Genomic DNA, 22181 nt, shown 5'->3' on the forward strand with positions numbered 1-22181 from the left:
CGATCTATCGATAGATGCCGTCGATCAAGAGGCTGTTGGTGATTCTCGATACAGCGCGAAACAGGCCTCCGCCAGCGCCGAGCGTGGCGCTCCGCGACGCATGATCAGGCCCAGCGGGGCGAGGGTCTGGGCGTTTTCGATGGGTTGCAGGCGCAGGTGGTCGGTGAGTTTTTCCAGACCACCGTCGAGCGGCATGATCGCGCAGCAGAACCCACCGTGCACGGCTTGTAACAATTGATGCACGGCGTCGGTTTGCAGCAAGGGTTGCGGGGTCAGGCCACGGCTGTGGAAGTTGTGGTCGATGGACTGACGAAAATGCATGCCGCTGGTGAGCATGCCCAGCGGCAGCTCGATCAGTGACTCCCAGCTCAGCGGGGCTTCACCGAAGGTAAAGGTGCGCTGGTCGTACAGCAGGCCCATGCGGGTTTCGTCGAATGCCAGTGATTCGAAACGTTCGTGATCCAGACGCTCGAGATAAGACACGCCGAGATCGATGCGGTTGTTCGCCAAATGCTCAAGAATTTGCTCGGAACTCAGCGCCGACATTTCAAAACGCAGATTCGGGTGGGCGCTGTGCAGGCGTTGCATCAACGGCAGCGGATCGAAACTCGACAGCGGCACCACGCCGAGTCGCAGCGTACCGATCAGGTTGCCGCGACACGCTGCCGCTTCGGCGTGCAAGCCGTCATAGGCCGCCATCACCGAGCGCGCCCACGCCAGCACCCGCTCGCCCGGCGCGGTGAAGCCTTCGAAACGCTGGCCCCGGTTGACCAGTGGCAGGTCGAGCTCTTCTTCAAGGCTGCGCAGGCGCATCGACAGGGTTGGCTGAGTGATGTGGCAACGCGCGGCGGCCTGGCCGAAGTGGCGGGTTTCGTCGAGGGCGATGAGGAATTTCAGCTGCTTGATGTCCATCTTCGCTCCAGGCGCTGGCAGGGGTGGGCGATTCTACCGCTTGCGCGGCGGCAGGGTCATTGGTCGGCTTGGAACCGGGTTTGTCCGTCGTGGTCTAGGCTTGGACGTCTGGAACCCAAATCAAGGAGTGTGCGCTATGAGTCTTTTGAGCTTTGTGAAAGAAGCCGGTGAGAAGCTGATCGATCTGCTAACCCCGGGCAACGCCAATGCCAGTGAGCAGTTGAAGGAACACATCAGCAAGGTCGGTCTGGGCAATCCGAATGTTCAGGCGACGGTGGATGGCGACAAAGTGACCGTCACCGGTGAGGTTGCGAGTCAGGAAGAGAAAGAGAAGATTCTGCTGGCGGTGGGCAATATTGCCGGGGTTGGCAGCGTGGATGATCAGATCACCGTGAGCGGGCCGGTTGTCACTGCCGCACAATTTGTCGTGGTCAAGTCGGGTGACACCCTTAGCGCGATTTCTCTGCGTGTGTACGGGGATGCCAACAAGTATCAGAAAATTTTCGATGCCAACAAACCGATGCTCAAGGATGTGAACAAAATCTATCCGGGGCAGACGCTGCGTATTCCTGAGTAACCGATAAAACGCTTTCGTCGGAACGCCGCCCGGAGCAGGCTCGCTCCCACATTGGATCGCATTCCAAATGTGGGAGCGAGCCTGCTCGCGAATGGGGCAACTCGGAATCAAAGCCCTGCAATCAAATCCCGGTAATCCTCAACCGCCGCAAACTCAGCCGTGTCCTTCGGCCCCTTGCGGCTGTCCGGCTCTTTCACCGCCAACAAATGCGCCACACCAAAATCCCGCGCACTGCGCAGAATCGGCAACGTATCGTCGATAAACAGACTGCGCGCCGGATCGAAGCCGATGTCCGCCTGCAAGGCATCCCAGAACTGCGGGTTCTCCTTGGGAAACCCGTAATCATGCGAGCTGATCAGCCGTTCGAAATACGGCGCCAGCTCAATCCGCTCAAGCTTCAGCGACAGTGAGTCGCGGTGTGCATTGGTGATCATGATCACCCGTTTACCGGCACGTTTGATTGCTTCCAGAAAGGTATCGGCATCCGGCCGCAAGGCAATCAGATGCGCGGTTTCGAGCTTCAATTCCCGCACCGACAACTTCAGTTCGGCACTCCAGAAATCCAGGCAGTACCACTGCAACTGGCCGGCGTGGCGTTCGAACAACGGCTGCAATTCCATCTCGGCCATGGCCCGGCTGACCCCGTGCAGTTCGGCGTAGCGCTGCGGCAGGTGTTCCAGCCAGAAGTGATTGTCGAAGTGCAGATCCAGCAGCGTGCCGTCCATGTCGAGCAGAACGGTATCGATGTCGGACCACGGTAATGAAGGCATGGCAACGTCTCGAGCGGTAGAAAGATATCCGACATAAACAATCGGGAAAGCCGCGTTATAGTAGCGCGTTCACGCCAAGGAGCTTTGCATGCGCCAGAAACCCACCGTACTTGCCCGCGAGATCGTCGCCACCAGTCGTCTGTTTTGCGTCGAAGAACTCAAGCTGCGCTTTTCCAACGGCGTGGAACGCACTTACGAGCGTCTGGTCGGCAAAGGTGCGGGCTACGGCGCGGTAATGATTGTGGCGATGCTGGATGCTGAACACGCAGTGCTGGTCGAGGAATACTGTGGCGGTACCGATGAGTACGAACTGTCCTTGCCTAAAGGTTTGATCGAACCGGGCGAAGACGTATTGGCAGCCGCCGAGCGCGAACTCAAGGAAGAAGCTGGTTTTGGCGCGCGGCAACTGGAGCATCTGACCGAGCTGTCGCTGTCGCCCGGTTACATGAGCCAGAAGATCCAGGTCGTTCTGGCTACCGATTTGTACGAAGAGCGGCTGGAAGGCGACGAGCCCGAGCCGATGCGTGTCGATAAAGTGAACCTGCGCGAACTGTCGTCGCTGGCGCTCAATCCGCAATTTTCCGAAGGTCGCGCCCTGGCCGCCCTGTATTTGACCCGCGATCTGCTGACCCAGCGCGGATTCTTCCCAGCATGAGTGAAGTGTCGATGAATTTTCCCCACCCGTTGATGGCGCCGGTCGTTGAGCTGGCATTGCAGGCCGGCGAGGTGACTTTGCCGTTCTGGCGCTCCGGCGTTGAAGTCACGGCCAAGTCCGATGACTCGCCCGTGACGGCGGCGGATCTGGCCGCGCATCACCTGATTGTCGCCGGTCTGACGGCGCTGGATGCGAGCATTCCAGTGTTATCGGAAGAGGACGCCAACATTCCCCAGAGCGTACGCGCCGGCTGGCAGCGCTGGTGGTTGGTCGATCCGCTGGATGGCACCAAGGAATTCATCAGCGGCAGTGAAGAGTTCACCGTCAACATCGCGTTGATCGAAGACGGTCGAGTGGTGTTTGGCGTGGTGTCGATGCCGACCAGTGGTCGTTTCTACGTTGGCGGTGCCGGGCTTGGCGCATGGCGCTGCGACAAGGGCGGCACGCCGGTTGCGATTCAGGTACGCGATGTGCCGGGGCCGGGTGAGGCGTTTACCGTGGTCGCCAGCCGTCGCCATTCGAGTCCCGAGCAGGAGCGTCTGCTGGCCGGGCTGAGTGCGAGCCTGGGCGAGTTACAATTGGCGAATATTGGCAGCTCGCTGAAATTTTGCCTGCTGGCTGAAGGCGCGGCGGATTGCTATCCGCGACTGGCGCCGACTTCACAATGGGACACGGCGGCGGCGCAGGGTGTGCTGGAAGGTGCGGGCGGTGAAGTGTTGGATCTGCGCGGGGAAGCGTTCAGTTATCCGGCGCGGGAATCGCTGCGCAATGAGTTCTTTTTGGCGCTGCCGGCGAAGGCGGCCTGGCGGGAAAGGTTGTTGGAATTGGCTCGGGGTTAAGTCGGCTGATCCGGCATCCCCTCACCCCAGCCCTCTCCCCCAGGAGAGGGAGCCGACCGAGTTGTCTTGCGTCATACATCGACCTGAAAGATGAGGTCGATTATGGATTCAGCAAAGCGCCATCAGGTCGGTGTACGTCTGAAGCATCCCCCAATCAGTCCCCTCTCCCTCGGGGAGAGGGCTAGGGTGAGGGGCTTTTGATCTTCAGCGGTGCAAAACGTACTGGCCGGTAAATGTCACGGCGTCCTCGTTGCTGCCCTGATTGACGATCCGCGTATCGAGCACCAACCGCGCCCGCCCATAACGCTGATACATCGCCAGAAACTTCTTCCACACCTTCGCATCGGGCGCCGGGCAAATTGCTACGGCATCGCCGGTCACGGGCAGTGGATAACGGATCTGCCCCTCCTGAATCACAATGTGCCCGTCGGTGATTCCTTGTTCTTTCAGACGCAAATGCAACCAGCCCCAACCGGCCAGCACCGCGCCGCAGTAAAGACTGCCGCCGAACATGGTGCTCTTGTGATTGACGTTCGGATCCAGCGGTAAATGCAGACTCAATTGCTGCTCGCGCCAGTCGAGCACTTTGAGGCCCATGTCGCGGGTCAGTGGAATATCGTGATGGAGCACGGACTCCAGATAGTGACTGTCGTTGCTCATTCGTTCTCGTCCCCAGGATTGCTGTCGCCGAAGTTGAGACCATGCTTGCGCAACTTGTCATGCAGAGTCTTGCGCGGAATGCCCAGGGCTTCGGCGAGGCTGCGCACCGAACTGTGGGAGCGCGCCAGTTCGGCCGCGATCAAGGATTTTTCGAAGTTTTCCACTTGCTCGCTGAGGCCGCCGTTGATGACTTCGACTGTGGTGTTACCCCCACCTTCGGCGCCAGCGTTATCCAGCGCCAGTTCCAGGCCAAGGGCGAAACGTTCGGCGGCATTCTGCAGTTCGCGCACGTTGCCCGGCCAGGTGTGACGCAGCAGCAAGGCGCGTTGTGCCGGTTGCAGTTCGTGAGGCGGCAGGCCGTGGCGGGCGCTGGCTTCATCGGCGTAATGCTGGAACAGCACCAGCGCATCTTCGCCGCGTTCGCGCAGCGGCGGAATGCGCAGCGGTGCGACGTTGAGGCGGTAATACAAGTCGGCGCGGAAGCGCCCCTGATCGGCGGCCAGACGCAGGTCTTCCTTGGTCGCGGCGATCACGCGGATGTCCAGCGGGATCAGTTGATTACCACCCAGTCGTTCGACCACGCGCTCCTGCAGCATGCGCAGCAGCTTCACCTGCACATCCATGCTCATGCTTTCAATTTCATCGAGAAACAGCGTGCCGCCGTTGGCGAATTCGAACTTGCCGATCCGGCGTTTTTGCGCACCGGTGAACGCGCCAGGCTCATGGCCGAACAGTTCGCTTTCCACCACGGATTCGGCCAGGGCGCCAGCGTTGATCGCGACGAACGGGCCGTTTCGACGGCTGGATAAATCGTGCAGCGCACGGGCGACCACTTCTTTGCCGGCGCCGGTTTCGCCGAGGATCAGCACGTCCGCCTTGGTCGCGGCCAGCGCACCGATCTGCTCACGCAAGCGCAGCATCGGCGTCGAATGGCCGACCAGCCGCGCACTCAGTTCATTGCGGTCGCTCAGGGCCAGGCGCAGGCTGCGGTTGTCCAGCACCAGTCGGCGCAGGGCCAGTGCGCGACGCACGCTGTCGAGCAGCGCGTCGCTGGCAAACGGTTTTTCAAGAAAGTCATAAGCGCCGGCACGCATGGCCTGCACCGCCAGCGGCACGTCGCCGTGGCCGGTGATCAGCAGCACCGGTAGTTCGGGATCCTGCGCGTGCAGTTCGCTGAGCAATTCGAGGCCATCCATGCCCGGCATGCGAATGTCGCTGACCACCACACCCGGCCAGTCACGCTCAAGCTGTGCGGCCAGGCCTTTGGCTTCGGACAGCGGCAGAATTTTCAGCCCTGCCAGATCCAGTGTCTGACCAAGGGCTTGACGCAGGTGCGGATCGTCGTCGATCAACACCACCTGAATGCGATTGTCGATGGTCATGCACTTCGATCCTCGGACGGTTGCAGGCTGACCCCGGGCGCACCGGCGCGCAGCCGCAGGGTAATCAAGGCGCCACCTTGCTTGTGGTTGGCAAACGACAGTTCACCACCGAAGGCGCGCATCAGCGTTTCACAAATGGCCAGACCCAGCCCCAGACCCTGAGTGCGGGTCTTGGTCGTGTAGAAAGGCTCGCTGGCGCGGCCAAGGGCTTCCATGCAAAAGCCCGGGCCGTTGTCGCGAATGTACAGATTGACGCCCTCGGTGGTGGATTCGGCACTCAACCACAATTTGCGCGGCGGGCCTTTTTCGGTAAGGGCATCGAGAGCGTTGGCGAGCAGGTTGCCGAGCACTTGGCGCAGACGCGTTTCCCCGGCCTCGACCCACAGGGTGGCGGCCGGCAGATCGCGGATCAGCTCAACCTCCATACTGCGACGCCGTTTGGCCAGCAGTGCCAAGGCATCGTCGAGCGCCGGTTGCAGGGCAACACTTTCCGGTGCGTGGCGGTCGCGGCGGGCGAAGGCGCGCAGATGGGCGATGATCGAGGCCATGCGCCCGGTCAGTTCGCTGATCAGTTTGAGGTTGCCGCGCGCATCGTCGGTGCGCTGATGATCGAGCAACACCTCGGCGTTTTCCGCGTAGCTGCGGATCGCTGCCAGCGGCTGATTGAGTTCGTGGCTGATGCTTGCGGACATCGTCCCCAGCGCCGACAGCTTGCCGGCCTGAACCAAATCATCCTGGGCGCGCACCAGCTCCTGCTGAGCCTGCTCACGCTCCAGCACCTCTTCCTTCAAACGCCGGTTGAGGCCTTCGAGGTCGCTGGTGCGTTCCGCCACGCGGCCTTCCAGTTCTCGGCGTGCCTTGGCTTCAAAGGCAATGCGTTCGAGATAGTGGCGGCGGCGCTGCATCATCAGACCGAGCAACAACATCACCACCAGCAGTGTGGCGCCGCCGATCGCAACCACGGTGCGCACCGGACGGTCGATCAGCGTGCGCGGCGCGAGGATGCTCACGCTCCAGCCGGTTTCGGCGATGTCGTGGGTCTGGATCAGCCACGCGCTGGGGCTGAGGTTCAATGGACGTGGCTCACGGGTCGGGTAAGGCTGGATGGCGGTGATCGCTGAGCGTTCGCCGTCGCTCAAGTTACGGGTCGAGCGAAAGCGCCATTCCGGACGCGAGGTGAGGATGACCACGCCGTTGTGGTCGGTCACCAGCAGTTGTTCCGGGGTTTTGCCCCACAGGCTTTCGGTATGGTCGAGGTCGACCTTGATCACCAGCACGCCGATGATTTTTTCGCCGTTGCGCACGGCAGCGGCGAAGAAATAACCGCGCTTGGCCGACGTCGTGCCGAGACCGAAAAAGCGCCCGAGGCGTCCGGCCATGGCTTCACTGAAATACGGGCGGAAGGAGAAGTTGCGACCGACAAAACTGTCGTGCTTGTCCCAATTCGACGCTGCCAGCGTCTGGCCGCTGGTGTCCATCAGGTACATGACTTCGGCGCCGGTCTGCGCGGCGATGTTCTTCAGCAGACGGTTGGCATTGCCTTGGCTGACGCCGTCGTCCGGTGCGCCGAGTACCGAGCGCAGGGCCGGCAGGTCGCCGAGAATCTGCGGCAACACTTCGTAGCGGTGCAGGGTGCCCAGCAGGTTGGCGACGTACAGGTCGAGGGTCTGACGGTTCTGGCCGGCCAGTTCGCTGCGGTAATAGCGCTCGGCCAGATGTTCCAGCGGCCACAACAGCGGCGCCAGACACAGGGCCAGCAGGGCGAGGCTGCGCCAACGAGGTCTGCGGGGAAGGGTTGGTTTCATGAGCCGGATGCGCCTGAGATGTCAGGCGCATTATGCCTAGGCTCAGGCGAAGACGTCAGCGTCCTTGAGCAGCGCTGCGGCTTGATCCTTGGCGGACAGCTTCGGCGCTTCGTCCAGCTGCCAGTCGATGCCCAGAGCGGGATCATCCCAGCGAATGCTGCGCTCGGACGATGGGTCGTAGTAGTTGGTGGTCTTGTAGAGGAATTCAGCGAACTCGCTCAGCACCACGAAACCATGGGCGAAACCTTCCGGTACCCACAGTTGGCGATGATTGTCGGCAGAAAGACGTACCGCTACGGATTTGCCGAAGTGCGGCGAGCTGCGGCGAATGTCCACGGCCACATCCAATACTTCGCCAATGGTCACGCGGACCAGTTTGCCCTGGGTGTTTTGCAGTTGGTAATGCAGGCCACGCAAGACGCCTTTTTGCGAACGCGAGTGGTTGTCCTGGACGAATTGCGTGTCCAGACCGGTGGCGTCCTGGAACGCTTTGGCATTGAAGCTCTCGTAGAAAAAACCGCGCTCGTCACCAAACACCTTCGGTTCGATGATCAGGACACCGGGCAGGTCGGTGGTGATTACATTCATTGGGACTTCCCTAGGCAGGTGTGAATGGCCGACATTCTTGCGCAAAGTGCCGGAGGGTGCGAGTGCTGCAAGACAAATAGCCCGTATACCTTTGCGCGGTTGGGGGTTGCGGATCCCGTCCAGCAATGGCGATATAGGCGCCTAATAAAATTTCAGGGGTCGTTTCATGTCGCTCGCCACGTTGATTCATCGCGCCAGTTTGCCCAGCCCGCAGGTGTCTGCCGAGCAGGCCCTGCAATGGTTGGCGGAGCATTACGGACTCAGCGGCACGTTGCAGGCCCTTGGCAGTCAGCAGGATCTGAATTTTCGCGTCGACAGCCCGCGCGGGCGGTTTGTGCTGAAAATCTGCCGTGGCGATTACGCCCTGGTGGAGCTGCAAGCCCAACACGCCGGTCTCAAATACCTGGCCGAGCATTCTGCGGTGACGGTGCCGCGGGTGATCGCGGCCAATAATGGCGAGGATCTGCTGTCGCTGGAAGTCGGCGGCGAAGCGGTTCATGTGCGGCTGCTGGATTACATCGAGGGCCAGCCGCTGACGCATCTCGATCACTTGGGTCGTGATGTGGTGGCGGGGTTCGGCCGGCTCTGCGGTGAGATGGATCTGGCGCTGGCCGGGTTCGACCATCCGGGCCTTGAGCGCACGTTGCAGTGGGATGCGCGCCACGCCAGCGCACTGATCAGCCATCTGCTGCCGGTGATCAAGGATGAGCAGCAACGCGCATTGATTGCCGATGCGGCAGAACAGGCCGAGCGCCGCTTGCAACCGTTGCAGGGCAAACTGCCGGTGCAGGCGATCCACATGGACATCACCGATGACAACGCTGTCTGGGCGCGCGATGCCCAGCGGCACTGGCAATTGCAGGGCGTGATCGACTTTGGCGATCTGGTACGCACCTGGCGCATCAGCGATCTGTCGGTGACTTGTGCGGCGTTGTTGCATCACGCTGGTGGTGATCCGTTTGTCATCCTGCCGGCGGTTCAGGCTTACCACGCGGTCAACCCGTTGCAACACGAAGAGTTGCAAGCGCTGTGGCCATTGATCGTCGCGCGTGCGGCGGTGCTGGTGCTCAGTGGTGAGCAACAGGTCAGCATCGACCCGACGAATACTTACAGCCGCGACAACCTCACCCATGAGTGGGAAATCTTCCGCGTGGCCACTTCGGTGCCGCAGGCGCTGATGGAAGCGGCGATCCTCACGGCCGTCGGTCACAGCTTGCCGGCGATCGACGGCGAAGGTTTTGCGCCCTTGCTGCCCGGTCTGGTCGGGCGTGAATTTGCCCTGATCGATCTCGGTGTCCTCAGCCCGCATTTCGAGGCCGGCAACTGGGAGCACGAAGGCATCGATCAGCACCTGTTGAACGAAGCGGCAGCTGCCCATGGTTTGGCGGCAAGCCGTTACGGTCAGTACCGTTTGTCGCGCACTCGTCCCGACAGTGCCGTAGAGCCGGACACGTTCCCGCTGCACGTGGAATTGCGCGTGCCCGATGGCAGCACCGTGGAGGCGCCATTCGCTGGCGTCGTACATCAAGCCGCAGACGGTGTGCTGCAACTGGATGGCCCGCAACTCAGCGTGCGCCTGTGGGGCGTAACACCGTCGCTGCACAGTGGCGCGGCGCTGGTCAAAGGTCAGGTGCTGGGCGCGGTCAGCGGCCCGTTGCGGGTGCAGTTGTGCCGTGGCGCGCAACTCAATGCGCCGTTGTTTTGCACCCCTGCGCTTGCAGCGGCGTGGCAGGCCCTGTGCCCGTCGCCAGCGGCGTTGTTAGGACTGGCCTGCGATGCCGAGCCGGAGCTGGACGCGAAAACCCTGCTCGAACGCCGCGACGCCAGTTTCGCTCGCACGCAAAAGCACTACTACGTCGACCCGCCGCGCATCGAACGTGGCTGGCGCAATCACCTGATCGACATGCAGGGCCGTTCCTATCTGGACATGCTCAACAACGTGGCAGTGCTCGGTCACGGTCACCCGCGCATGGCAGCGGTCGCGGCTCGCCAGTGGTCGTTGCTCAACACCAACTCGCGGTTCAACTATGCGGCGGTGGCGGAGTTTTCCGAGCGCTTGCTGAAATTGGCGCCGGAAGGCATGAATCGAGTGTTTCTGGTCAACAGCGGCAGCGAGGCCAATGACCTGGCGATTCGTCTGGCGTGGGCCTATAGCGGCGGGCGCGACATGATCAGCGTGCTTGAGGCCTATCACGGCTGGACGGTCGGTGCCGATGCGGTATCGACGTCAATCGCCGACAACCCGAAAGCCTTGGAAAGCCGCCCGGACTGGGTGCATCCGGTACCTGCGCCAAACACGTATCGCGGTGAATTCCGCGGTCTCGATTCAGCGCCGGATTATGTGCGCAGCGTTGAGCACCACCTGGAAAAACTCGCCGAGCAGAAGCGCCAATTGGCCGGGTTTATCTGCGAGCCGGTGTATGGCAATGCCGGCGGTATCTCGCTGCCGCCGGGATATTTGAAACAGGTGTACGGGTTGGTGCGCGCGCAGGGCGGCGTGTGCATCGCCGACGAAGTGCAGGTCGGGTACGGGCGCATGGGTCATTTCTTCTGGGGCTTTGAAGAGCAGGGCGTGGTGCCGGACATCATCTGCATGGCCAAGGGCATGGGCAACGGTCAACCGCTGGGTGCGGTCATCACGCGGCGGGAAATTGCCGAGGCGCTGGAGGCCGAGGGTTATTTCTTTTCGTCGGCGGGCGGTAGTCCGGTCAGTTGCCAGATCGGCATGGCGGTGCTCGATGTGATGGAAGAAGAAAAACTCTGGGAGAACGCGCAGGTGGTCGGTGGCCACTTCAAGGTGCGACTCGAAGCGTTGATCGATAAACATCCGCTGGTGGGCGCGGTGCACGGCTCCGGGTTTTATCTGGGGCTTGAGTTGATCCGCAACCGCGAGACGCTGGAGGCGGCGACCGAAGAAACTGCGTTGCTGTGCGATCGCCTGCGCGAGTTGGGGATTTTCATGCAGCCGACCGGCGATGATCTGAACATTCTCAAGATCAAGCCACCGATGGTGACGTCGCGTCAGAGTGTGGATTTCTTTGTCGATATGCTTGATCAAGTCCTCAGCGAAGGCCTGTAAGCCCTCACGCTGACCTCCTGTGGGAGCGAGCCTGCTCGCGAAAGCGGTTTCTCATTCAACAACTGTGTTGATTGATCAATCGCCTTCGCGAGCAGGCTCGCTCCCACATTTGTTTTTGGTTTCTAATTCGATTTGTATCGGCTTTTATTGAATTTATTTAGACGAAAGGCATTCAATAAGCTTCTAAAGCCGATATTTATCGGCTATAAAGTCGCCATTGCTCCGGCATGGCGATCTCATGTTCGGTGCGCGCGTTTTTCTTTTCGGTCGAATTGTCGGCCGTCAAAGCACTTGCCCGGAGATGATTCATGAGCCGTATCGTTACCGTTGCCGCCACTCAGATGGCCTGTTCCTGGGATCTGCAAGCCAACCTCGAAATCGCTGAAAGACTGGTGCGCGAAGCCGCCGCCAAAGGCGCGCAGATCATCCTGATTCAGGAGCTGTTCGAGGCGCCGTACTTCTGCCAGAAGCCAAACCCGGACTACCTGCAACTGGCGACGACGGTGGAAGAAAACGTCGCGATCAAACATTTCCAGAAAATCGCCAAAGAGCTGCAAGTGGTGCTGCCGATCAGCTTCTACGAATTGGCCGGCCGTGCGCGTTTCAACAGCATCGCGATCATCGACGCCGACGGCAGCAACCTCGGGATTTATCGTAAAAGCCACATCCCGGACGGCCCGGGTTACCACGAGAAGTACTACTTCAACCCGGGCGACACCGGTTTCAAAGTGTGGAACACCCGTTACGCGAAGATCGGCGTGGGCATCTGCTGGGATCAGTGGTTCCCGGAAGCTGCACGCAGCATGGCCTTGCAAGGCGCTGAAATACTCTTTTATCCAACCGCAATCGGCAGCGAGCCGCACGACAAAACCATCTCCTCGCGCGATCACTGGCAGCGCGTGCAGCAGGGTCATGCCGGCGCCAACCTGATGCCGTTGATCGCCAGTAACCGCATCGGCAACGAAGAACAGGACGGCTACGACATCACGTTCTACGGCTCTTCGTTCATCGCCAACCAGTTCGGCGAAAAAGTGCAGGAGCTGAATAAAACCGAAGAAGGTATTCTTGTGCACACTTTCAACCTCGACGAGCTCGAACACATTCGCAGCGCGTGGGGTTCATTCCGTGATCGCCGTCCGAACCTGTACGGCGCGTTGAAAACCCTCGACGGTTCCCTGGAGTCCTGATCCCGATGACCACCTTGAAAAGTACCCCGCGCGCCGACGGCTTTTACATGCCGGCCGAGTGGGCGCCGCAAACGCAGACCTGGATGATCTGGCCCGAGCGCCCGGACAACTGGCGTCTGGGCGGCAAACCGGCGCAAGCCGCACACGCCGCGGTGGCCAAGGCCATTGCGCGTTTTGAACCGGTGACCGTGGCCGTGTCCGCTGGCCAATACGAAAACGCCCGCGCACGCCTCGACGTGCCGAATATCCGCGTGGTCGAGATGTCCAGCGATGACGCCTGGGTACGCGACAGCGGCCCGACCTTCGTCATCAACAACAGCGGCGAAGTGCGCGGTGTGAACTGGGACTTCAACGCCTGGGGCGGTTTCGACGGCGGTCTGTACTCGCCGTGGAATCGTGATTCGCAGGTCGGCGGCAAGATCCTCGAGATCGAGCGCAGCCCGCGTTATCGCACTGAAGGTTTCGTGCTCGAAGGCGGTTCGATTCATGTCGACGGCGAAGGCACGCTGATCACCACCGAAGAATGCCTGCTCAACCGCAATCGCAACCCGCATCTGGGCCGCGAAGAAATCGAAGCGGTGCTCAGCGCCAATCTGGCTGTGGATAAAATCATCTGGCTGCCGGACGGTTTGTTCAACGACGAAACCGACGGCCATGTGGATAACTTCTGCTGCTACGTGCGTCCGGGCGAAGTGCTGCTGGCGTGGACCGACGATCCGCAGGATCCGAACTACCCGCGCTGTCAGGCTGCGTTGAAAGTCCTGCAAAGCAGCACTGACGCCAAGGGTCGCCCGTTCACGGTGCACAAAATGCCGATTCCGGGGCCGCTCTACGCGACTGAAGAAGAGTGCGCCGGTGTCGATCCGGTGGACGGCACCCAGGAACGCAATCCATCGGTGCGTCTGGCTGGTTCCTATGTGAACTTCCTGATCGTCAACGGCGGCATCATCGCGCCGAGCTTCGACGATCCAATGGACGCGCCGGCGAAAGAGATTCTGCAGAAGCTGTTCCCGCAGCATGAAGTGGTGCTGGTGCCGGGCCGTGAACTGTTACTGGGTGGCGGCAATATCCACTGCCTTACCCAACAGCAACCCGCGCCGCACAAAGAGTGAGTTGAGTCGTAACAGCTTGAGTTGATTAACAAATCAGCCGAGCAATGATTAGCTCGCTATGCATGTAAAGAAGCCCGCAGCCCGGTTGGACTGCGGGCTTCTTTGTATCCGCTTGTCGACAAATCAGAAACCTTGGCATAGGTCTTGTATCCGACTAAGGGCACTAGGGAGGGGGAAGAACTTCAACAGTTCTGTCATAAACCTTGGATAACGTAGCCGCTCACGAACGGGGAGAGAGCGCTGAAAATGAACGCCGAAGTGAACGTAGTCAGCGAGCGGACGTTGCATCCCATGGCCGTTAACGGCGAATCGCTCCAGATTGTCGCGCACTGGTTGAAGTCCAATGGAACGCGTCAGATCAGGCAACCTGATCCGCGCCGGATGATGATCGAGCGTTACCCCGCTGACCTGTTCAGCGAGGCCGAACTGGACGCGTTGTGGGCTGTGATGGAAGGATAAGAAGAACAACAGGGATTGGTAAAAGCGCTGCCGGGATGGCGGCGCTTTTTTATGCACGACACAAAACCCATTGTAGGAGTGAGCCTGCTCGCGATAGCGGTGCGTCAGTCGCCATCAACATTCACTGGCACACCGCTATCGCGAGCAGGCTCACTCCTACAGGTTTTGCGTTGAATCAGAAGGAATAGGTGCCGGTCATCACGACGCTACGTGGCGCACCCGGCTGGATTTGATACTGGCTGGTCGCCGACGCGTAATACTCACGATCGGTGATGTTGTTCAGCGCCGTACGCAAATCCCAATCCTTGAAGCGGTAGCCGACCAGCGCATCCCAACGGCCATAACCCGGCAACACGGTGGTGTTGGCGTTATCGGCATAGCGTTGGCCAACCAGGGTCAGCCCGGTTTCACTGTACCAGCCCATTTCCGGTTTCCAGGTCAGGAACAGGCTGCCGTTGTGCTTGGCGACGTTGTTGATGCGTTTGCCTTCCAAGCCGTTGTTGTCCTTCTCGATCTTCGCGTCCTGCATACCGACGCCGCCGCGCATGTACCAGTTGCCGACAATGTTGCCAGTGGCCGTCAATTCGATCCCGCGCGAACGTTGCAGACCGGACATCACGGTCAGGGTCGGGTCGTTTGGATCGGCGGTACGGCGGTTGTAGAGTTCCAGGTCGTAGATCGCCAGCGTGGTGCTCAGTCGGTCATCGAACCAGTCGCTTTTCACGCCGATTTCTTTCTGCTTGGTCAGTTCGGGGCTGAGGTCGTTGGTGTTGCCGGCCGCGCCTGGGGTGATGCCGATCAAACCGCCGCCGACTGGCGAAAACGTTTTCGACCACGAGGCATAGAACGAGTGATTCTGCAGCGGCGTCCAGACCAGGCCGACGCGCGGGCTGGTGCTGTGGCTGTCACGGTCTTCGGAGATGTTGCGCAGCTTGTTGGTCGACTCGATATCGAAGGTGTCGTAGCGCAGGCCGCCGAGCACTTGCCATTGGTCGTTCAGGCGCAACTGATCCTGCACGTACACCGCGCGGCTTTCGACTTCGGTGTGGCTACTGCTGGAAACCTGCATGGCACCGGTGTGGCGCAGATCGCGATTCGGGTTGTACAAGTCGAGCGACGGCACAGGCTGAGCGCCCGGGGTTCTGCCGGTGGCGGCGTTGTACAGCGTCGGATCGCGGCGCTGGCTGCCGATCTCGACGCCAGTGAGCAGACGATGTTCAAGGCCGAAGGTATCGAATCCGCCTTCCAGTTCGAGGTTGTTGTAGACGTTGCGGGTGGTCAGATCCTGCTGCCAGTGCTGGCGCGTGACCTTGTTGGTCGCCGGCGTGTAACCGGTGAGGTAGGTGTTGTCGAAATCGCTGTCGAGCTTGAACACGCCGAGGGTCTGGCGCAGTTGCCAGTTGTCATTGATTTCGTAGGTGAGTTTCGAGCGCAGCGATTGCGACTTGTCGTCAATGAAGTCGTGATCGTTGCCGTAGGTGGTGTCCCGACCTACATCGGCCGGACGCCCGTTGACCCCAGGGATGCCGCGATCCGGGGTGCGGTTGTAGCGGCTGTATTCGTACTGCACCAGCCAGTTCAGATCCGGCGTCAGTTGCCAGCTCATCGACGGCGCGAATAGCTGACGATTGCCGCTGACGCCGTCACGGAAACTGTTTTCATCCATGTTGCCCATGTTCAGACGCAGGCTGATGTTTTCGCTCGGGTCGGTGCTGAGATCAGCGTAAAGACTGCGCAAATCTTCGCTGCCAGCCTGAGCTTCGATGGTCGAGCGGCGGCCGAACTCGGGCATCTTGCTCACGCGGTTGACGATCCCGCCCTGACTGCCGCGGCCGTACAGCACGGCGGCCGGGCCTTTGAGTACTTCGACGCGTTCGATGTTGTGCAGGTCGCGCTTGTATTGGCTGTCGTCGCGGATGCCGTCGAGATAGAAATCGTTGCTGGCATCGAAGCCGCGAATGCGCAGGCTGTCGAAGCGAGTGTCGGCGCTGCTGCTGACGTTGGGCATGCCGCTCAAGGCGTCGGCGATGTCATTGGTGCCGTAGTTGGCGACGTTCGAGGTCTTGATCGAATCGATCGCCTGCGGCACATAGCGCACGGGTGTCGAGGTGCGGGTCGCGGTGCTGCTGAGCTTTACCCGTGGGTCATCGGCTTGCGCTTCGGCGCTGATCGCGGTGGCGGGTAACTCGGTCGCGGAGTAGGCAAAACCGCTGGACAGAAAAGCAGAAAGCCCAAGAGTGACGGGCGTAAGACGGAACGGGGCAGGCATTGAACAGCGCATCCGAAAGGGTGGAGGAATTCGATCGCGCGAATGGTAATGCTTTGCATTTACTTCCGTTAATTATTCCTTATAAGTTCCCTTGTCTGATTGTTTCAATTTGTGTCCGGTTCGACACAATCCGACCGGTCGGCCAATTCGACCGATTCGTGAAACAGACTGAAAGCCATTCCAGCGTTTTTCGGCATGAGTGCGGGGAATAATCTGCCGCCATCGATTTTCCTCACTTTTGCCGGAGCTTTTCCCATGATTCTTCATTACGTCTACGACCCGTTGTGCGGTTGGTGCTATGGCGCCAAGCCGCTGATTGAAGCCGCACAACAGGTGCTGCCAGTGCTCGCCCATGCCGGGGGCATGATGAGTGGCGCCAACCGCCAGCAGGTCTCCTCGCAACTGCGCAATTACGTCATGCCCCACGACCGACGCATTGCCGAGTACACCGGCCAGCCTTTTGGCGAATCTTATTTCGACGGATTGCTGCGCGATCACTCTGCGGTGTTCGATTCGACGCCACCGATTGCGGCGGTCATGGCGGCCGAAGCCATCGACCGAGGCGGTTTGCACATGCTGGGGCGGTTGCAGACAGCGCACTATGTGGAAGGGCGACGCATTGCCGATTCAGCCGTGCTGTTGGAATTGGCCATGCAGATGGGCTATGCGCAGGAAGATTTCCACATTGCGTTTGAGTCCGTTGATAGCGAGGGGCATATAAAAGCCAGTCGCCAGTTTTTGGCTCAATTGGGCGGTCAGGGTTTTCCAACGATTGCTCTGGAGCAGAACGGCACGTTCCAGTTGATCGACATCAGCCCCTGGCTTGGCAAGCCGCAGGCATTTGCCGATTGGTTGCAACAGGCAATCGTCCTCGATGAAACCGGTAAAACTTCTGCGTTTTGTTCTATCGATGGTTGCGCCTGATACGCGCTGGATTCACTGGCTGTGTGCATTTCCCAGCAAGGACTCAGCGCAAAATTTACGTTTCTTAGACGATTTTTACCTATTTAAAGACGATTCTTGAAATTGACACATTGTTGAGGGCGCGGCTACGATTCGGCCCAACGCCTGTGGCCAACCGCCATGACTCAAAACAAGGAGCAGGCCCGCCATCACGTTATCGTGGGCGGGCCTTTTTGTTTCGGGGTGAATAAAAGAGTGCAAAAGCGCCGTTTCCGCCGTTCGACACAGCGCGTTTCAACCCGTAATAAGGAAAACAAAATGTTGAACAAGCGAATCAGTCTGATCGCACTGGGGATGTTGAGTGCCACTCAGGCCATGGCTAACGACCAGGCCGAGTCCAAGGGTTTTGTTGAGGACAGCAGCCTCAAAGTGCTGCTGCGCAATGCCTACATCAATCGTGATTACAAAGACGGCAACAAAGACAAAGCCGAGTGGGGCCAAGCGGCCATCGGTACGTTCTCGTCCGGCTTCACCCAAGGCACCGTGGGTGTCGGTGTCGACGCTTTCGGTCTGTACGCGCTGCGTCTGGATGGCGGCAAGGGCCGCAGCGGCGCCGGTGGTATCGATTTCTTCAAGCAAGAAAATGACGGTCGCGCGAACCATGACATAGCGAAGGGCGGTGCCGCAGTTAAGTTCCGCTTCTCCAACACCGTGTTGACCTACGGCGACCAGATGCCGGCCCTGCCGGTGCTGAACTACGACAACTCCCGCCTGCTGCCGGAAAGCTACACCGGTACCCTGATCACTTCCAAAGAGATCAAAGGCCTGGAACTGAACGCCGGTCGTTTCACCGCTGAATCGCGCAAGAGCGATGAAGGCCGTGACAGCGGTGGTCTGAAGTCGATCAACGTGTTGGGCGGTAGCTACCAGTTCACCGAGAACTTCAAAGGTGCGTTGTACGCTTCCGACGTCGAAGACGTATTGAAGAAACAATACGTGAACGCCAACTACGTGCTGCCGTTCAACAAGGATCAGTCACTGACCCTGGACTTCAACGGTTACCGCACCAAGCTCGACAGCTCGTACGTTCGCGAAAACACCATTCCCGGCGAAAGCATCGTGACCGGTCGCGACAACAAGATCTGGAGCCTGGCTGCAACGTTCGCCACTGGCCCACACTCGTTCACCGTGGCCCACCAGCGTTCCACCGGCGACAGCAACCTCGGCTACGCCTACGGTGGTTACCAGAAAGATCAACATCGCGTTGGCGACGGTGGTAACACCATCTACCTGGCCAACTCCTACTGGTCCGACTTCAACGCTGAAGACGAACGCAGCTGGCAGTTGGGCTACGGCCTCGACTTCGGCGCTTTCGGCGTACCGGGTCTGAGCTACAACTTCGCTTACGTGCGTGGCGACAACATCACCACTTCCACCAGCGAAGGCGGCACCGAGCGCGAGATCTTCAACCAGTTCAAATACGTCGTGCAATCTGGCCCGGCCAAAGACCTGAGCGTGAAATTGCGCAGCTCGATCCTGCGTGTTTCGCAGAAATCCAGCGAGTACAACGTCAGCGGTAACGAACTGCGTGTATTCGTGGACTACCCGATCAACATCTTCTGATGCCTGATCAAGTGTAAGAAACATGAGAAAAACCCCGACTGGTTCGGGGTTTTTTTTCGACGGTTTTTCGATGAAAACCGGAAAAAACCCGTGTTTTTGTCATGTAAAAGTTGTTTTTGAGGCGCTGCAAACTCCGTTTCAAACAGGGCTTTAAATGCCTGAAATTCTTTCTCATGGACGCAAATTCTCCACCTAATAGATTAGGCCGCTCAACGCAGCGGAGAATTTGGTAATGATCGTTTTGAACAGAGAAGTGGGCGAATCGCTACGGCGCGACAAATATGTCAACGTCCAGGGTGGTGACTTCAATCTCTACGGTCATTTTGCCGACTTCGTCAGACTGACCAAAAGTTGGGAAAACATGGAGCCTGACAGCTACTACGGTCAGGCCGAAGCCGGCATGCGTTACCGTCGTTACAGCGACTTCGAGTACAACCCCAAGACTCGCGAGCTGAAGCAGCTCGAACATCGCGCCTACGTGCAGTCGAAAGAGAACAACGCCTACGTTGGCGGCCTGGTACGGCACTTCCAGGACTTCTCCGATGAAGTGATTACTTCACCGGTGATGCGCAGCCTGATCGACACCGATTTCGAAGTGTACAAAAGCGTGCTGCCGGAAGAGCTGCACGATGAAATCTGGCAGTGCCAGATTCATCAGATCCGCATCGAGATCAAACCCGGCAAACAGCTGGAAATCACCCCTGAAGGGATTCACTGCGACGGTTATCCGTTCAGCGGTGTGCACTTCTGGGGCCGCAATAACGTCGAGGGTGCGGAGAGTCGCCTGTACGACATCCACGAGCATCAACTGGCGTCGACCACCTACCAGGAAATTCTCGACACCACTTACTTCCTCGACCGCGACATGCGCCACTACGTGACCCCGGCGCGTAACACCCACACGCATGCCATGGCGTATCGGCAGATTCTGGCGATTTCCTTCTCGCGGCCCGGGACCGCTTTCGACATTGTTCGCTAATCAGATCACCCCAATCGACGGCGTCGAGTGCTCGACGCCGGTGGTGCTGCGACGCGCCACGGCCAAGGATGCGCAGCGCATGGAGCGCTTCTTCCGCCAGTTCGACGAAGTGTCCTTCTGCGAATGGCAGGACGCCAAGTGCCTGCGCGGCGTGCTGATCCAGAAAACCACCACGGCCTATCTCGCCTTCGACATCGCCGGCGAAATTGTCGGCGCGGTGCTCGGCGGCATGCTCGGCAGTCGCGGCACCATCAACCATCTGGCCGTGAGCCCGCGCTATCGTAGCCAAGGCGTCGGTCAACGACTGGTTGAAGCGGCGTCGTCCGATATGAAACGGGTCGGGGTGTTGCGGATGTTTCTGTTCGTCGACGATGCTAACCTCGCGGGCAAGCGTTTTTGGACCGCCCAGGGTTTTTGCGAGCCCCACGGCGAACGGACATTTGAGAGGGATCTATGAATGAAACGTCCGGCAGTGCGCCGCTGATGGTCAACCATCAGCCGTCGCGCACGTTTGCCGAAGCCAGTCCGGTAGTTGCTGGCTACTTCACGGTGTCATTCGTGTTCGGACTGATGGCCGTCAACGCCGGCCTGCCGATGTGGCTGCCGGTGGCGATGTGTCTGTTCGTGTATGCCGGCGCTTCGCAATTCGCCGCACTGGCGCTGATCTCCAGCGGCGCCTCGCTGACCACCATTGTGTTGACCACGTTCCTGATCAACGCACGGCACATGCTGATGTCGGTGTACATGGCCAAGGCCCTGCGCGCACTCGGTTTGAGCCGGATGGAGCGCTGGGCTTACGCCGGTGGCCTGACGGATGAATCCTTCGCGTTCCACAGCGTTAAACTCGGCACTGGCGCACCGGTCAACGTGCGTTATCTGATCGGCTTCAATCTGTTCTGCCACACCTCTTGGGTGCTCGGCGGTTTGCTCGGCGCGGTTTGCGCGCAGTACGCGGCGCACCTGATCAAATATCAGCTCGACTACGCCCTGACGGCGATGATGCTCTACGTGCTGGTGTCGCTGTGCAATACGCGCAACAAACTCATCGCCGCCGCCGCTGCGGTGGTGTGCATGGGCGCGCTGAGTCTGGTCGGCAGTTCGCCGTTCAATGTGTTTATCGCCACGTTTGTGGGCTGCGGAGTGGGTGTATGCCTGACCAAACGTTCCTGATTCTGGTGGTCGCGCTGATGATGGCGGTGACTTTCCTGCCACGCGCGCTGCCACTGCAAGTCAACACCGAGCACTGGCCGCCGTTCGTTGCGCGGGCGCTGGAGTACCTGCCGGTGGCGATCGTCGCTGCGATCAGCCTGACACCCTTGTTGATCAAGGATCAGCACATACAGCTCGATCGCCCGGAATTCTATGCCGCGATTCCGACGTTGCTATGTGCGTATTTCAGCAAAAACCTCTTTCTCAGTGTGGCGGTTGGGACGGCTGCGTACATTGCGCTCGGCTCGTTCATGTAGCGGCAGATCGACGACATCGTTCAACGCCTGGCTCGACAAATCCGGATTGTTCACCGCTAGGCGTACTTCGAGGAAATCCTCGAAACCGGGGAAAATTGTCAGGCCGTTCTTTTGCGCGGCCTCACGCGAAACCATGCCGACCGCGTCCATCTGCGTGATCAGCGACAGCGTCAACGTTTCACTGCACGAATAGACCATGCGCTGGCCGTTCTCGTGATTGCCCAGCCCGGCGTCGAGAAAACGCAAAAAGCTGTGGGAATATGGACAATCTTCCGCAGGACGAACCTGAAACTTGTTGCCCAGCAACGTCAGCGGATCGTTCTCCTGCCCGCAATGCGCACCGACGACTTGTACCTGCACCTCCGGCAAGACAATGCTCGGCAGCCCCGGCCGCTGCGGACCGATCAGCACCGCCAGGTCGAAGTCTTCATTCTTCAGCTTGCTGAGATTTTCCATCGACTCGGCGTAGCTGAATTCCATCTGATAATCGGGAAACACCTCGATCAGGCGTCCGATCATTCGCCGATTGAAATCAGGCGACAAGGTGTTGTTCAACGCAACCTTCAACGTGCGCTGCCCCGGCACTTTCAATGCCTCGACTTTCTCTTCCATCTGTCGCGTGGCAATCAGCACTTTGTCCATATACGGCGTCAGCTCGGTGCCTTGCGGCGTCAGCGTCAGCCCTTTGTTGGAACGTCGAAACAAGCGGAAACCGAACTGCTCTTCGACCTTGTTCAACTGCGCGGCCAACGCCTGCACAGTCAGGCACGAATGCTCGGCTGCGGCCGACAACGAGCCGGTCTGCACGATGCGCATGAGGTTGCGTAAGGTTCTGCTATCCATGGGTAATGCCCTCTGAAGTGGGCTGGGTATTGTTGTTTACGAGACTGCCGGTCAGGCGCCAATGCTGGCTATA

21 protein-coding genes are annotated in these 22181 nt (G+C 59.5%); 13 read left to right on the top strand and 8 right to left on the bottom strand.

Annotation, left to right across the window (positions count from 1 at the left end):
* Positions 1–24: 24 nt before the first annotated feature.
* The gene (locus tag AC5SEM_RS27400; protein ID WP_495471683.1) at positions 25–912 is read right to left on the bottom strand and encodes a LysR family transcriptional regulator; all 888 of its coding nucleotides are present in this window, start codon (positions 910–912) and stop codon (positions 25–27) included.
* Between the two features lie 136 nt (positions 913–1048).
* On the opposite strand from AC5SEM_RS27400, the gene lysM reads away from it, so the two are divergent.
* Positions 1049–1489: a peptidoglycan-binding protein LysM gene (gene lysM / locus AC5SEM_RS27405; protein WP_016986405.1), complete on the top strand. Its 441-nt coding sequence runs from the start codon at positions 1049–1051 to the stop codon at positions 1487–1489.
* Positions 1490–1596: 107 nt separating this feature from the next.
* On the opposite strand, the gene yrfG is transcribed toward lysM, so the two are convergent.
* Entirely contained in the window at positions 1597–2259 is a 663-nt protein-coding gene (yrfG, locus tag AC5SEM_RS27410; protein ID WP_064116996.1) for a GMP/IMP nucleotidase, read from the bottom strand.
* Positions 2260–2347: 88 nt separating this feature from the next.
* Here yrfG and nudE point away from each other — a divergent pair, with 88 nt between their 5' ends.
* Both nudE and cysQ read left to right on the top strand, forming a co-directional pair.
* Positions 2348–2914, top strand: coding sequence for an ADP compounds hydrolase NudE (gene nudE, locus AC5SEM_RS27415; RefSeq protein ID WP_077570256.1), 567 nt, complete (start codon positions 2348–2350; stop codon positions 2912–2914).
* Between the two features lie 11 nt (positions 2915–2925).
* Positions 2926–3753 (top strand): 3'(2'),5'-bisphosphate nucleotidase CysQ, encoded by an 828-nt coding sequence (gene cysQ / locus AC5SEM_RS27420; protein WP_495471684.1) that lies wholly within the window; start codon positions 2926–2928, stop codon positions 3751–3753.
* Between the two features lie 204 nt (positions 3754–3957).
* Here cysQ and AC5SEM_RS27425 read toward each other — a convergent pair whose 3' ends face one another.
* Genes AC5SEM_RS27425 through rfbC form a run of 4 tightly spaced genes read right to left on the bottom strand, consistent with a single transcriptional unit; the run spans position 3958 to position 8188 of the window.
* A complete protein-coding gene (locus AC5SEM_RS27425; RefSeq protein ID WP_495471685.1) occupies positions 3958–4413 on the bottom strand; it encodes a YiiD C-terminal domain-containing protein in 456 nt (151 codons plus the stop codon).
* Entirely contained in the window at positions 4410–5795 is a 1386-nt protein-coding gene (locus AC5SEM_RS27430; protein WP_495471686.1) for a sigma-54-dependent transcriptional regulator, read from the bottom strand. Before AC5SEM_RS27430 ends, AC5SEM_RS27425 begins: the two co-directional genes overlap by 4 nt.
* The gene (locus AC5SEM_RS27435; protein ID WP_137218337.1) at positions 5792–7600 is read right to left on the bottom strand and encodes a sensor histidine kinase; all 1809 of its coding nucleotides are present in this window, start codon (positions 7598–7600) and stop codon (positions 5792–5794) included. The genes AC5SEM_RS27430 and AC5SEM_RS27435 overlap by 4 nt, the downstream gene beginning before the upstream one ends.
* Positions 7601–7642: 42 nt before the next feature.
* Positions 7643–8188, bottom strand: a complete 546-nt coding sequence (rfbC, locus tag AC5SEM_RS27440) for a dTDP-4-dehydrorhamnose 3,5-epimerase (protein ID WP_495471687.1) — start codon at positions 8186–8188, stop codon at positions 7643–7645.
* 166 nt (positions 8189–8354) lie between these two features.
* Here rfbC and AC5SEM_RS27445 point away from each other — a divergent pair, with 166 nt between their 5' ends.
* From AC5SEM_RS27445 to AC5SEM_RS27460, 4 genes are all read left to right on the top strand, one after another.
* Entirely contained in the window at positions 8355–11267 is a 2913-nt protein-coding gene (locus tag AC5SEM_RS27445; protein WP_495471688.1) for an aminotransferase, read from the top strand.
* Between the two features lie 308 nt (positions 11268–11575).
* Entirely contained in the window at positions 11576–12454 is an 879-nt protein-coding gene (gene aguB / locus AC5SEM_RS27450) for an N-carbamoylputrescine amidase (protein WP_007909107.1), read from the top strand.
* 5 nt (positions 12455–12459) lie between these two features.
* On the top strand, positions 12460–13566 hold the full coding sequence (gene aguA, locus AC5SEM_RS27455) for an agmatine deiminase (protein ID WP_495471689.1): 1107 nt from the start codon (positions 12460–12462) through the stop codon (positions 13564–13566).
* A gap of 246 nt (positions 13567–13812) precedes the next feature.
* Positions 13813–14025 (top strand): hypothetical protein, encoded by a 213-nt coding sequence (locus AC5SEM_RS27460; protein ID WP_016986304.1) that lies wholly within the window; start codon positions 13813–13815, stop codon positions 14023–14025.
* A 175-nt stretch (positions 14026–14200) separates the two neighbouring features.
* Here AC5SEM_RS27460 and AC5SEM_RS27465 read toward each other — a convergent pair whose 3' ends face one another.
* A complete protein-coding gene (locus AC5SEM_RS27465) occupies positions 14201–16294 on the bottom strand; it encodes a TonB-dependent receptor (protein ID WP_495471690.1) in 2094 nt (697 codons plus the stop codon).
* 255 nt (positions 16295–16549) lie between these two features.
* On the opposite strand from AC5SEM_RS27465, the gene AC5SEM_RS27470 reads away from it, so the two are divergent.
* From AC5SEM_RS27470 to AC5SEM_RS27495, 6 genes are all read left to right on the top strand, one after another.
* Positions 16550–17218, top strand: coding sequence for a DsbA family protein (locus AC5SEM_RS27470; RefSeq protein WP_495471691.1), 669 nt, complete (start codon positions 16550–16552; stop codon positions 17216–17218).
* Positions 17219–17515: 297 nt separating this feature from the next.
* Positions 17516–18820, top strand: coding sequence for an OprD family porin (locus tag AC5SEM_RS27475; protein ID WP_077570275.1), 1305 nt, complete (start codon positions 17516–17518; stop codon positions 18818–18820).
* A 232-nt stretch (positions 18821–19052) separates the two neighbouring features.
* Positions 19053–19799: a 2OG-Fe dioxygenase family protein gene (locus tag AC5SEM_RS27480; RefSeq protein ID WP_034151909.1), complete on the top strand. Its 747-nt coding sequence runs from the start codon at positions 19053–19055 to the stop codon at positions 19797–19799.
* Between the two features lie 79 nt (positions 19800–19878).
* Positions 19879–20256, top strand: coding sequence for a GNAT family N-acetyltransferase (locus AC5SEM_RS27485; RefSeq protein WP_007909123.1), 378 nt, complete (start codon positions 19879–19881; stop codon positions 20254–20256).
* On the top strand, positions 20253–20969 hold the full coding sequence (locus AC5SEM_RS27490) for an AzlC family ABC transporter permease (RefSeq protein WP_194935420.1): 717 nt from the start codon (positions 20253–20255) through the stop codon (positions 20967–20969). Before AC5SEM_RS27485 ends, AC5SEM_RS27490 begins: the two co-directional genes overlap by 4 nt.
* Positions 20948–21265: an AzlD domain-containing protein gene (locus tag AC5SEM_RS27495; protein ID WP_007952614.1), complete on the top strand. Its 318-nt coding sequence runs from the start codon at positions 20948–20950 to the stop codon at positions 21263–21265. The genes AC5SEM_RS27490 and AC5SEM_RS27495 overlap by 22 nt, the downstream gene beginning before the upstream one ends.
* Here AC5SEM_RS27495 and AC5SEM_RS27500 read toward each other — a convergent pair.
* Positions 21182–22108, bottom strand: a complete 927-nt coding sequence (locus AC5SEM_RS27500; RefSeq protein WP_137218341.1) for a LysR family transcriptional regulator — start codon at positions 22106–22108, stop codon at positions 21182–21184. The two genes, AC5SEM_RS27495 and AC5SEM_RS27500, sit on opposite strands and share 84 nt — an antisense overlap.
* Between the last annotated feature and the right edge of the window lie 73 nt (positions 22109–22181).

The sequence above is a fragment of the Pseudomonas sp. CH61 genome (assembly GCF_059429415.1).